This window comes from uncultured Flavobacterium sp., assembly GCF_963975515.1.
GTDB lineage: Bacteria > Bacteroidota > Bacteroidia > Flavobacteriales > Flavobacteriaceae > Flavobacterium.
Genome location: NZ_CAXBGY010000007.1, coordinates 159351 through 171326 on the forward strand (window position 1 = coordinate 159351; position 11976 = coordinate 171326).

The following is an 11976-nucleotide window of genomic DNA, read 5'->3' on the forward strand; positions in this document are numbered from 1 at the left end:
ATTATCGTTTTTTAAAGTTTTTGATTAGAAATATAAAACCAACAATTGAAGCAATAAAATAAAAAGGAACAATAAAAACGAATAATTCAAAAAGATCTCCAAAATCAACGTTTTCAAGCAGATGAAATAACAAAACATTAAACCCAATATAAGCATACAAAATAGAGAAAATAAATAATGAAAAGGCTTTTTGCTTGACAGATTCTAGATAAAAATAAAACATTGAACCAAACAAAATTAGCAGAAAAACACCCCAATACCCATCAATTATGTTTGACAAACAAGCCAAACCAATTAGATGCATTGCATAAGTTTGAAAAACAAAATTAAAATGAGTTTTTAGCTTGTTTTTTTCAGAATAAATAGACCAAGCCACTAATATGGTTCCAAGAGTAATTGCCGATAAACCTAATATTTTAGGATTTAGTAAGTCAAAATTTAAAATCATTTGTGGGTTTATTGAAACACCAATAAATGCGGTAAGACCAGTAATAGCTATCGAAAGCACACTTTTGTTGTCAAAATAATAGGCAATTGCAAAACAAATCACTGTCGGAACAAGTGTTACCAATCCATATTGTGTGCCAAAAACAGAATATTGATATAGCAAATAACCAAAAAATGTACACAATAAAATCGTACCTAATAAAACCAAATAATCGTACATAGAGTTTGAAAATTCGGTATATGTTTTAGCAAATTTAGGTGCGCTTTTATAACTAAAATAAAAGCAAAACCCAATTGCAATCAATAACAAGAACAACAAAACTTGATGTCCAATAGAATCTATATTCTGATAAATAAGTACGCCTATTCCACCTGTAATTAGCACAACAGAAAGATACAAAATAGCTCGTAATTCGTTGTGAAGTGAAAATATTCCCAACTTTCGATAGGCAACAACTTTTTGGTGTTCATTTTCCGAAATTAATCCGTTTTCGAACAATTTTTTGGCAGCATTTTCTTTGAAATTTATCATAAAATGGATTTTTTTCTATTTTCTAAACCTATTTCGAGTAATAATATCTTTCAATTTAGCTTTTAGGTCTTCACCAGAATCAAAAACCATTTGTTCATTGCTTGGAAATTGAACTGCTCTTTGGTTAAAGAAATGATAATAATCGCTATCACAAGCTTGTTTGTCACCGTTGTAAGTAGCGTAAATGTTTTCAAAAACAAATTCACTTGCTATAGGAAAAGTTTCTATAGTTTGATTATTTCTATAATCTAAATAATCAACTTTTGCTGTAACTTGTACTGATTTGAATTGTCTAAATTCATAAATATTGACCCTAACAGTTTTAAAATTATCTATTTTTATTGGGTTTCCTAAACTATCTTTAACTACGTTTCCGTTATTGTCTAAAAGTGTTTTTGTTCCATCTTTAATTTGTTTTTCTTTGACAAACTCTTTCTCTTTAATTTGTTCTGGAGAAATATTTATTTGACGAAAGTTTACTAACATGCCAAAATCATATATAATGTTTTTTTGTTTATTATTGTGATAAACGGTCCATTTGTCATTTAAACCATAAGTTCCAAAATTCAATAAATCATCTTGTAAACGAATAGGAATAACCATATTAGTTTCGTTTTTTGTATAAACGTGCACAAAATCAGTTCCTTTAAACTGAGCTTCATCAATTTTTTTGCGAACATCTTTAAAATTAGGATTCAATTTATCTAAATACATCAAATCATCATAAGCTTGACGAAAATCTATTTTATTTTTAGATTCTAATAATTTTATAGAATTTGCATACAAATAGCTAGATAAACCATTTTTACTTGAAATGATGTCATCTGTATAATCAACTCTAATAAAGGTAGCGTTTTTACCTTCTTTTATTAATTTTAAAGGTAAAATTTGATTGACTTTATCCTGTCTAGATTGTAGTCCTAAATATAAGTTATATACTTTTTCAAAATTTGACGCACTTGCTTCTTTAACTAATCTATTAATTTGAGTTAAATCGCGTTCATTTGCTTTTGCATATACTTCTTGTAATAAATATACATAGTCTTGTTTTCCTTTTGCATCTTTATTTTTACTTAATTTAGATATGGCTTTATCGATTGCAGCATCATAATCACCGTTGCTAATTAATTTTTCTATATTTCCAGATCCACAAGCAACTAGTATGAATGTTAATGCTAGTAAAGTAATTTTTTTCATGAGTAAAGGTTTTAGCAAATATATTATTTTTTTGTATTTATCCTGAATTAATTTCAGGAGCTATTTCCTGCTGTTCACTATATCTTTTTATATAGTTTTTGTCAAAACTATATAAAAAGGATGCCGTTTCCATCAGGGCTATTGATATAGACTATTCAAAAAAAATGCCATTCTTTTAAGAACAGCATTTTATATTAAATGTTTTGATTTTTATTTGATTTCTAAAGCGGGTAAAACCTTTCCAACACATTCACCAAATCCAATTCTCACTTCGTTATTTTGACAAAAACCTCTCATAATAACAGTATCGTTGTCATTTATAAATTTTCGTTCAGAACCATCATTTAATTTTATAGGATTTTTTCCACCCCATGATAATTCTAGCATAGAACCATAAGAATCAGGAGTTGGTCCAGAAATTGTTCCAGAACCCATCATATCACCCGAATTTACTCTACAACCATTCACCGTATGATGGGCTAATTGTTGAGCCATTGTCCAATACATATATTTAAAGTTTGATTTACTAATTACTGTTTCAGAACTGTTCTCGGGTTGTAAAGAAACTTCAAGATTTATATCAAAAGTATGTTTGTCTTTTTGTTGAAGATATTTCATTGGAGCAGGAGATTGCTCACAACTTTTAGTTTTAAAGTGTTCTAAAGCATCCATAGTTACAATCCAAGGAGAAATTGTTGAAGCAAAGTTTTTAGCTAAAAATGGACCTAAGGGTACATATTCCCATTTTTGAATATCTCTTGCACTCCAATCATTAAATAAAACCATTCCGAAGATGTAATCTTCAGCTTCATCAATTGGAACAGGTTCCCCTAAAACATTTGCATCAGTTGTAATGAAAGCCATTTCTAATTCAAAGTCAACTAGTTTGGATGGACCAAAAACAGGTTCTGTTGCATCAGCTGGCATTGTTTGACCGTTTGGTCTTCTTATGCTTTTTCCACTTGGTACAATAGTAGAACTTCTCCCATGATAGCCTACGGGAATATGTAACCAATTTGGTAAAAGAGCATTTTCTGGATCACGAAACATTTTACCAACATTCGTAGCGTGTTCTTTAGAACTATAAAAATCAGTATAATCTCCTATTTGAACGGGTAATTGCATTTCTATATCGTCCATTTTAAAAATAACGATATCTCTTTGTTTTTTGTTATCTCTCAACGATGAATTTTTTTCGTCAAAGATTTCAGCTAAACGATTTCTTACAAGTCTCCATGTTTTTTTTCCATCTGAAATAAAATCATTTAATGTGTCTTGCATGAACATATCGTCTGTTAAGTCGATACCATTAAAATAGCCTAATTGTTGAAGTGCACCCATATCAATGGCACAATCTCCAATTCTAGTTCCTATAGTAATAACATCTTCTTTAGTAATAAAAACACCAAAAGGAATGTTCTGAATTGGGAAGTCACTATTAGCAGGAACTTCTATCCATGATTTTCTTTTTGGGTCGTTTGCATTATTCGGCATAAGTATATTGTTGAATTGTTGTTGAAAAATTAATAACCAAATATAAACTTTACTATTAATTTAACAAACGATTTTTGTAAATTTGAAGAAAATTTAACGAAAATTCATCAAATGCAACGCGACGAACAAATCTTTGACCTAATTCTTGACGAACAAGACAGACAAATTCACGGAATTGAATTAATTGCTTCAGAAAACTTTGTAAGCGACCAAGTAATGGAAGCAGCAGGTTCTGTACTAACCAATAAATATGCTGAAGGTTATCCTGGAAAGCGTTATTATGGTGGTTGTGAAGTAGTAGATATAGTTGAACAAATTGCTATAGATAGAGCTAAAGCTTTATTTGGAGCTGAATATGCAAACGTACAACCTCATAGTGGTTCTCAAGCTAACACGGCTGTATTTTTTGCTTGTTTAAAACCTGGAGATAAAATTTTAGGTTTTGATTTATCTCATGGTGGACATTTAACACACGGTTCACCAGTTAATTTTTCAGGAAGATTATATAATCCTGTTTTTTATGGAGTTGATAAGGAAACGGGTGTTTTAAATTATGATAAAATTCAAGAAATAGCTACAAAAGAGCAACCAAAAATGATTATTGCTGGTGCTTCTGCTTATTCTAGAGATATGGATTTTGCAAGATTTAGAGAAATTGCCGATTCAGTTGGAGCTATTTTATTAGCAGATATTTCTCATCCAGCAGGATTAATTGCAAAAGGATTAATGAGTGATCCAGTTCCTCATTGTCATATAATTACAACAACTACTCATAAAACATTACGTGGACCAAGAGGTGGAATGATAATGATGGGCAAAGATTTCGAAAATCCTTGGGGTTTAAAAACACCAAAAGGAGAAACAAGAATGATGAGTCACGTTCTAGATATGGCCGTTTTTCCTGGAAATCAAGGAGGTCCATTAATGCATATTATTGCAGCTAAAGCTGTTGCATTTGGAGAGGCTTTAACGGATGAGTTCTTTACTTATACTATGCAAGTGCAGAAAAATGCTAAAGCAATGGCAGAAGCATTTGTTAAAAGAGGTTATGATATTATTTCAGGTGGAACTGATAACCACATGATGTTGATTGATTTAAGAAATAAAAATATTACAGGTAAAGAAGCTGAAAACGCATTGGTGAAAGCTGAAATTACGGTAAATAAAAATATGGTTCCATTTGATGATAAATCACCATTTGTAACTTCAGGTATTCGTGTTGGAACTCCAGCAATCACTACTCGTGGAATGGTTGAAAGTGACATGGAGACAATTGTTGCTTTAATAGATAAAGTTTTAACAAATCATACAGATGAAGATGTTTTAGAACAAGTTGCAGAAGAAGTCAACCAATTAATGGGAGAAAGAGCAATGTTTGTTTTTTAAACTCAATCGCTGAATAAAAATAAAAATCACTTTAGTTTTAATTAATTAAAGTGATTTTTTTATTATATCAAATCTTAAAAATCTATTAATAAAGTCGATTTATCAAGCTTTTCTTTTTACAATTAATTATCTTTGCACTCGATAAATTATATCTATTCCGAATATTATTCATTATGAACAAAAATATATTTTCAGTCCTTTTTTCTACACGTTTAATGGCTTTTTTATTTATTTCTTTTGCAGGAGCAATGGCAGCCGGAACTTTTATAGAAGATGCTTACAATACAGATGTTGCTAGAAAAATTATCTATAATTCTTGGTGGTTCTCTACAATAATGGTGTTTTTTGTGATTAATTTTATTGGAAATATTCAACGTTATCAACTATATAAAAAGGAAAAATGGGCAACATTGACGCTTCATTTATCTTTTATTTTAATATTAATTGGTGCATTTGTAACAAGATATATTAGTTATGAAGGAATGATGCCTATTAGAGAAGGGGAAACTTCTTCCGTTTTTTATTCTGATAAAACATATATAACAGCTTTTGTTGATGGCGATTACAATGGAGAAATGAAACGTAAAACATTTTCAAAAGACGTTTTGTTAACACCAATTAATTTAATTTTTGCCAGTAACAACTTTTCTATTACTGATGAGTTTAGTAGAGTTCCTTTTGAAATTATGTATAAGGATTTTGTAATGAATACTACAGAAACCTTTGAAGCAAATGAAAATGGTCAATATTATATCAAATTAGTTGAATCTAGTTCAGGTTCTCGACATGAACATTATCTAAAAGAAGGAGAAGTTCAGAATATTCATAACATACTTTTTGCCTTTAATAAATTTACACAAGGAGCAATAAACTTGACAAAAGTAGATGATACTTACACTATTCAAGCACCTTTTGAAGGAGATTTTATGAGAATGGCTGATAAATTTGAAGGAAAAGTGGCAAAAGATTCAATTCAACCATTGATGCTTCGTTCATTATATAATCTTGGTGGAAGTCAGTTTGTATTGCCGGAACCAGCTATTAAAGGAAAGTTGACAAACAAATCAAATAATGATTATAAAGATAAATCATCAGATGATGCTTTAACTGTAACTATAAAAGTACAAGGTAAAGAAGAAGAAGTAACATTGGTTGGTTCAAGAGGAAAACAAGGAGTTCCACAAAATGTAAAAGTGGGTGATTTAGATTTTACTTTATTTTATGGAAGTAAAATATATGAATTACCGTTTTCTATAAAATTAGATGATTTTATTGCAGACAAATATCCAGGTACAGAAAAGAGTTATTCTGCGTACAAAAGTATTTTAGAAATTACCGATAAACGAGATAATAAAGTTTTTAAAGACAGTGTTTTTATGAATAATATTTTAGATTATGATGGGCATAGATTCTTTCAAGCTGGTTTTGATCCTGATGAAAAAGGAACTAACTTATCTGTGAATCATGATTTTTGGGGAACTTGGATTACATATATTGGCTATTTCTTATTGTATTTTGGTTTAATGGCAATATTATTTGACAAAAACACACGTTTTGCAGATGTAAAACGTAAATTAGAAAATGTAATAGTTAAGAAATCAAAATTGATGACTATTGGATTTTTATTGTTTTCATTCGTTGGTTTTTCTCAACATGATCACAATGAACATACCAATGCTCCAATTCAACCAGATGCAACAAAAGCATTGGAGTTTATAAAAAAATATAATGTTTCTCAAGAACAAGCTGATGCATTCGGAAAAATTGTGATTCAAGATGCAATTGGAAGAATGAAGCCAATCAATACTTTTTCTTCTGAATTACTTCGTAAAGTTTCCAAAAATGATACTTATGAAGGTATGGATTCTGATCAAGTTTTACTTTCTATGACTCAGTTTCCTGAATATTGGTATCAAATTCCAGTTATTTATTTAAAAAGAGGAAATGACAGCATTAGAAAAATTGCAGGAATTGATAAAGATGCAAAATATGCATCACTGATAAATTTCTTTGATGAAAAAGGAAATTATAAATTAGAGCGTTATCTTGAAAAAGCATATGCTGAAGCTATTCCAAATCAATTTCAAAAAGACTTTATTGAAACTGATAAAAAAGTAAATTTATTATATTCAGCAATTGGCGGGCAAATTTTAAAAGTTTTTCCAATTCCAAATGATGCTAATAATAAATGGGTTTCCTATTTAGAAATCGATAAACCAACAGGAACAGCTTTAGATACTGTAAAAAATATATTACCTTATTACTTAAATTCAATAAACAAATCATCGCAAAATAACGATTATACTTTACCTAATAGTCTTTTATCGGGTTTGACCAAATATCAAAAAGTATATGGTTCAAAAGTAATGCTATCTGATAAAAAGATACAATCTGAAATTTTATATAATAAATACGATATCTTTAAAAAGTTACATTATTGGTATATGATAGCAGGAATTTTAATGTTAGTTTTTGTTATTGTAGGAATGTTTAAGTCAAGAAAATGGGTTAATTATACTATAAATGGATTTCACATTTTAATTGGATTATTCTTTGTTTTACATACAATTGGTTTAATTGCCCGTTGGTATATTTCGGGTCATGCACCTTGGAGTAATGCTTATGAAAGTATGATATATGTAGCTTGGGCAACAATGTTCTTTGGATTGTCCTTTGATATAAAATCAAAATTAACAGTGGCTTCAACAGCGTTTGTAGTTTCAATGATATTAATGGTTGCACATTGGAATTGGATGGATCCAGCTATTGGAACGCTACAACCGGTTTTAAATTCGTATTGGTTAATGATTCACGTTGCGGTAATTGTAGCTAGTTATGGACCTTTTACACTTGCAATGATGCTTGGATTAGTGGCTTTATTCTTAATGATTTTCACTACAGAAAAGAATAAAGAGAAAATGAAACTAAACATTCAAGAAATAACATATATAAATGAATTAGCTTTAACTGTTGGTCTAGTAATGCTGACTATTGGAAACTTCTTAGGTGGACAATGGGCCAATGAAAGTTGGGGTAGATATTGGGGATGGGATCCAAAAGAAACTTGGGCTTTAATTAGTATTATGGTTTATGCTTTTGTAATTCACGCTAGATTTGTACCTGCTTTAAGAGGATTATGGACCTATAACTTTATGAGTGTTTTAGCTTTTGCTTCTATATTGATGACATATTTTGGTGTAAATTTTCATTTGAGTGGAATGCATTCATATGCTTCAGGAGAAAAACAAAACGTAACGTATTATTTTTATATTTTAGCAGGAGTTTTAGTAATAGCATTTTTTGCTTTAAAGAAATATCGAAAGTATTATAAGAAATAAGCATTAAAGATTTCTTAAAAATATATTAGTTAACCAATTTTTTCGTAAATTTGACTTGTATGAAGAAAATGCATTACATACTTTTTATTCTATTTTGTGGTTTTTTATTAAACCCAATGGAATCTTATGCTTGTAATTCTTCAAAACAAACTACAAATAAGAAAGCTTGTTGTGAATTATCCAAAGATTCTCAACAAGAAAAAGAAGCAGAAAAATCGTGTTGTAAAAGCTCTAAATCTGATAAAAAATCATGTGATGGAAGTTGTAACAATGCAAATTGTAGTTTCGCACCAGGATTTTCAAGTATAATGCCTTTACTTTCGTTTAAAATTAACTCTTCACTAGAAAGAATTGTTTCTAAAAAAGTTAATTTTTTCTATTTAGAAAAAAATATTTCTACACACTATTTTAGTATTTGGTGCCCTCCAAAAATAAGCTAAATTTTTACTGTATAGCCAATCTTATGGCTTATTCTTATTGGTTTTTCAACTAATAAGAGAAAAATTTAGTTACAAATAATATAAAATTTACAAAAATGAAATCAATAAAAAACATATTGATGCTAACTATTATGTTGGTATCATTCACTTCTAGTTACGCACAAATTAAAAATTCGAAAACAGAAACTGCAGAAGTATTTGGAAACTGTGGAATGTGCAAAAAAACAATTGAAAAAGCAGGAACAGTTAATAAAGAGTCTTCTGTAATCTGGGATAAGGATTCCAAAATTGCCACTATCACTTATGATGAGAAGAAAACCAATAAAGAAGCCGTTTTGAAAAAGATTGCTTTGGCAGGTTATGATAATGCTTCTTTTTTAGCTCCTGATGATGTTTATAATAATCTTCACGGTTGTTGTCAATACGATAGAGTAGCAAAAACGCCAATTAAAGATGAAATGAAATCAGAAATGAAAAACGAAACAGATCATTCTGAACATAACATCAATGCAGAAATTAAAGAAGAAGTTAATGCAAAAATGGAATCAAAACATGATGACATGAAAGCCAAAATGGAATCTAAAAAGAATGGAATAAAAACATCGGAAATAAAAAAAGAGAATCAATTAGACGTTATTTATGAAAATTATTTTGCTGTTAAAGATGCATTAGTAAAAACAGATGGTAAAGATGCTTCTGCTAAAGCAACAATTTTAGTTACTTCATTAAATGCCGTAAAAATGAATGAACTAAAAATGGATGTTCATATGGTTTGGATGAAAGTCATGAAAAATTTAAAATCAGACGCAACAGCAATTGCTAATTCAAAAGACACTAAAACACAAAGAGCTGCTTTTGATACACTTTCTGAAAATATCTACAAATTAATTAAAGTTTCTAAAACTGATTCTACTGTTTATTTGCAACATTGTCCAATGGCAAATGATGGAAAAGGTGCCAATTGGTTGAGCAAAGAAAACACCGTTAAAAATCCCTATTACGGTTCTATGATGTTGAGTTGTGGTAAAACTGTTGAAACTATTAAATAATTCAACTATGACAAAAAGAATTTATTTACTAATTACAATTCTATTTTTTTGTCTATCCAATGCACAAATTAAAGTTGGTGATTCTTTACCTAATTTAAAATTAAAAAACACTAAGAATGAGGAGATTTCGATTTCCTCATTTAATGGAAAACCCATATTAATTGATTTTTGGGCTTCATGGTGTGCTCCTTGTAGAGTTGCTAATAAAAAATTGGTTCAATTACATAAAACTTTAGATAGTGATCTAGAAATTATTGGAATTTCATTAGATAAAGACAGTGCAAAATGGATTAAAGCAATTGAAAAAGACAAAATTAAATACACACAACTAATTGACCCTAATGGATTTGATGCAACAACAGCCTTAACATTTGGAGTGGAAGAATTGCCAACAACCTATTTATTTAATGAAGATGGAATTTTAATAGCCATCAATCCATCAAAGGAAGAATTACTTAACTTAAAAAAATAAAAATGAAAAATATACTATTCACACTATGTACACTATTATTAGCTTTGCAAACGAATGCACAAATAGTAAAAGCAGAAATTATAGCCACAGGATTAACTTGTTCTATGTGTTCTAATGCCATAAATAAACAATTAAAAAGTTTACCAGAAGTAGAATCAGTAGAAACTGATTTAAATACAAATACTTTTACGGTAATAATGAAAGCGGGAGCAAATACAAATCCCAATTTGTTTAAGGAAAATGTCGAGAAAGCTGGTTTTTTTGTTGGTTCATTAGTTCTTACTGTAGATTCAAGAACATTGAAAAACTATATCAATATTGATGAAAATGAAATTCCAGGTACAAATGAATTCCAAATACAAGTTTTAGATAAAGGTTTTGTAACGGATAAGGAATTTAAAAAACTATCCAAAAAATACAAAAATTCAGAAACGTATTTAGTAAATAACGATGATGATTTTCATTTTAAAATTCTAAATTAATGAAGAATATTTATTTAGTAATCGTATTTTTTTTGACACAAAGTATATTTAGTCAAGAGTTATTTGTTGTTACTGATCCCGCAAGTAATGTTCCAACAAATACTTTATCAACTAGAATTTTTAATTCTCTATTTAAAGAAAAATTGACTGATGAATATAATTATCACTTAATGCCTGAACTTACATATGGGTTGAATAAAAATTTTATGTTTAGAGGAACGGCTTTTATAAGTAACAGGAACAATGATCTAGTTACAGAAGGTGGAAGTTTTTATACAAAGTATCGTTTTTTTTCTTCGGATGACTTAAATAGTCATTTTCGATTGGCAGCTTATGGTAGATATAGTTTCAATAATTCTGACATTCATCAAGAACAAATTGAAATTATGGGACATAATTCAGGTTATGAAGCTGGATTAATAGCTACAAAGTTAATACATAAAGTAGCCATAAGTTCTTCTTTAAGTTTTGAAAAAGCTTTAGATAATGGTACTAATAATCCATATCCAGATGTTTTAGGCAATTCTGCAACGAATTATACTTTTTCAATTGGAAAATTAATGTATCCTAAAAAATATACTAGTTTTAAACAAACCAATATTAATTTAATGCTGGAGTTTGTTGGTCAAACTATTAATGAAAATGGAAAATCTTATTTAGATGTTGTTCCTGCAGTTCAATTTATTATCAATAGCCAAGCTCGTATAGATTTGGCCTATCGACATGAATTAATTAGTTCTATGTTACGAACAGCTCCAAACGGTGTTTATCTAAATTTAGAATACAATTTTTACAATGTTTTTTAAAATAAAAATCTCAATTAAATAGAGCTATATTAACACGAAAGTGTTAAAGTAAAAATTATATAACAATCTCATTAAATCTTTAAACTGTTTTGTTTTTACTTTTTTTATACTTAATGAACAAAAAAATTATTATGGAAACGAATCACACTAAAAAAAAATCAATACTTATCCAAAATTCACTTTAATAAGTTGTAATTAACCTATTCCTCTAAAGCAAAAAAACCTTTAGAGGAATATTGAAAACTTGATTGCCAAAATATTTGGTAAATAGTATTTCCATGGTTATAAATTTTATATTCAGATGTTAAATAAAATAATTAAATATTTCCTAGA

At 28.9% G+C, this 11976-nt stretch carries 10 protein-coding genes; 7 read left to right on the forward strand and 3 right to left on the reverse strand.

Going from position 1 to position 11976, the window contains the following annotated elements:
- Position 1 precedes the first annotated feature (1 nt).
- From AAC008_RS09720 to fahA, 3 genes are all read right to left on the reverse strand, one after another.
- The gene (locus AAC008_RS09720) at positions 2–979 is read right to left on the reverse strand and encodes a DUF2157 domain-containing protein (RefSeq protein WP_339889074.1); all 978 of its coding nucleotides are present in this window, start codon (positions 977–979) and stop codon (positions 2–4) included.
- A gap of 15 nt (positions 980–994) precedes the next feature.
- A complete protein-coding gene (locus AAC008_RS09725) occupies positions 995–2176 on the reverse strand; it encodes a hypothetical protein (protein WP_339889076.1) in 1182 nt (393 codons plus the stop codon).
- Positions 2177–2386: 210 nt separating this feature from the next.
- Positions 2387–3670, reverse strand: a complete 1284-nt coding sequence (gene fahA / locus AAC008_RS09730; RefSeq protein ID WP_339889077.1) for a fumarylacetoacetase — start codon at positions 3668–3670, stop codon at positions 2387–2389.
- A 111-nt stretch (positions 3671–3781) separates the two neighbouring features.
- On the opposite strand from fahA, the gene glyA reads away from it, so the two are divergent.
- The 7 genes from glyA to AAC008_RS09765 all read left to right on the forward strand — a co-directional run bounded on the left by glyA (position 3782) and on the right by AAC008_RS09765 (position 11643).
- Entirely contained in the window at positions 3782–5056 is a 1275-nt protein-coding gene (gene glyA, locus AAC008_RS09735) for a serine hydroxymethyltransferase (RefSeq protein ID WP_339889078.1), read from the forward strand.
- A gap of 173 nt (positions 5057–5229) precedes the next feature.
- Positions 5230–8394: a cytochrome c biogenesis protein CcsA gene (gene ccsA, locus AAC008_RS09740; protein ID WP_339889079.1), complete on the forward strand. Its 3165-nt coding sequence runs from the start codon at positions 5230–5232 to the stop codon at positions 8392–8394.
- Positions 8395–8453: 59 nt separating this feature from the next.
- Positions 8454–8834: a hypothetical protein gene (locus tag AAC008_RS09745; protein ID WP_339889080.1), complete on the forward strand. Its 381-nt coding sequence runs from the start codon at positions 8454–8456 to the stop codon at positions 8832–8834.
- 95 nt (positions 8835–8929) lie between these two features.
- A complete protein-coding gene (locus AAC008_RS09750) occupies positions 8930–9883 on the forward strand; it encodes a DUF3347 domain-containing protein (RefSeq protein WP_339889081.1) in 954 nt (317 codons plus the stop codon).
- Between the two features lie 7 nt (positions 9884–9890).
- Complete coding sequence (locus AAC008_RS09755; RefSeq protein WP_339889082.1) at positions 9891–10355, forward strand: TlpA disulfide reductase family protein; 465 nt, start codon at positions 9891–9893, stop codon at positions 10353–10355.
- A gap of 2 nt (positions 10356–10357) precedes the next feature.
- The gene (locus tag AAC008_RS09760) at positions 10358–10837 is read left to right on the forward strand and encodes a heavy metal-associated domain-containing protein (protein WP_339889083.1); all 480 of its coding nucleotides are present in this window, start codon (positions 10358–10360) and stop codon (positions 10835–10837) included.
- The gene (locus tag AAC008_RS09765; protein ID WP_339889084.1) at positions 10837–11643 is read left to right on the forward strand and encodes a hypothetical protein; all 807 of its coding nucleotides are present in this window, start codon (positions 10837–10839) and stop codon (positions 11641–11643) included. The genes AAC008_RS09760 and AAC008_RS09765 overlap by 1 nt, the downstream gene beginning before the upstream one ends.
- The last annotated feature ends 333 nt before the right edge of the window (positions 11644–11976 follow it).

Bases quoted from the DNA above. Each gene is read 5' to 3' on its own strand.
- fahA (WP_339889077.1), bottom strand. From the start codon at position 3,670: ATGCCGAATAATGCAAACGACCCAAAAAGAAAATCATGGATAGAAGTT.
- glyA (WP_339889078.1), top strand. From the start codon at position 3,782: ATGCAACGCGACGAACAAATCTTTGACCTAATTCTTGACGAACAAGAC.
- AAC008_RS09745 (WP_339889080.1), top strand. From the start codon at position 8,454: ATGAAGAAAATGCATTACATACTTTTTATTCTATTTTGTGGTTTTTTA.
- AAC008_RS09765 (WP_339889084.1), top strand. From the start codon at position 10,837: ATGAAGAATATTTATTTAGTAATCGTATTTTTTTTGACACAAAGTATA.
- ccsA (WP_339889079.1), top strand. From the start codon at position 5,230: ATGAACAAAAATATATTTTCAGTCCTTTTTTCTACACGTTTAATGGCT.
- AAC008_RS09720 (WP_339889074.1), bottom strand. From the start codon at position 979: ATGATAAATTTCAAAGAAAATGCTGCCAAAAAATTGTTCGAAAACGGA.
- AAC008_RS09750 (WP_339889081.1), top strand. From the start codon at position 8,930: ATGAAATCAATAAAAAACATATTGATGCTAACTATTATGTTGGTATCA.
- AAC008_RS09755 (WP_339889082.1), top strand. From the start codon at position 9,891: ATGACAAAAAGAATTTATTTACTAATTACAATTCTATTTTTTTGTCTA.
- AAC008_RS09760 (WP_339889083.1), top strand. From the start codon at position 10,358: ATGAAAAATATACTATTCACACTATGTACACTATTATTAGCTTTGCAA.
- AAC008_RS09725 (WP_339889076.1), bottom strand. From the start codon at position 2,176: ATGAAAAAAATTACTTTACTAGCATTAACATTCATACTAGTTGCTTGT.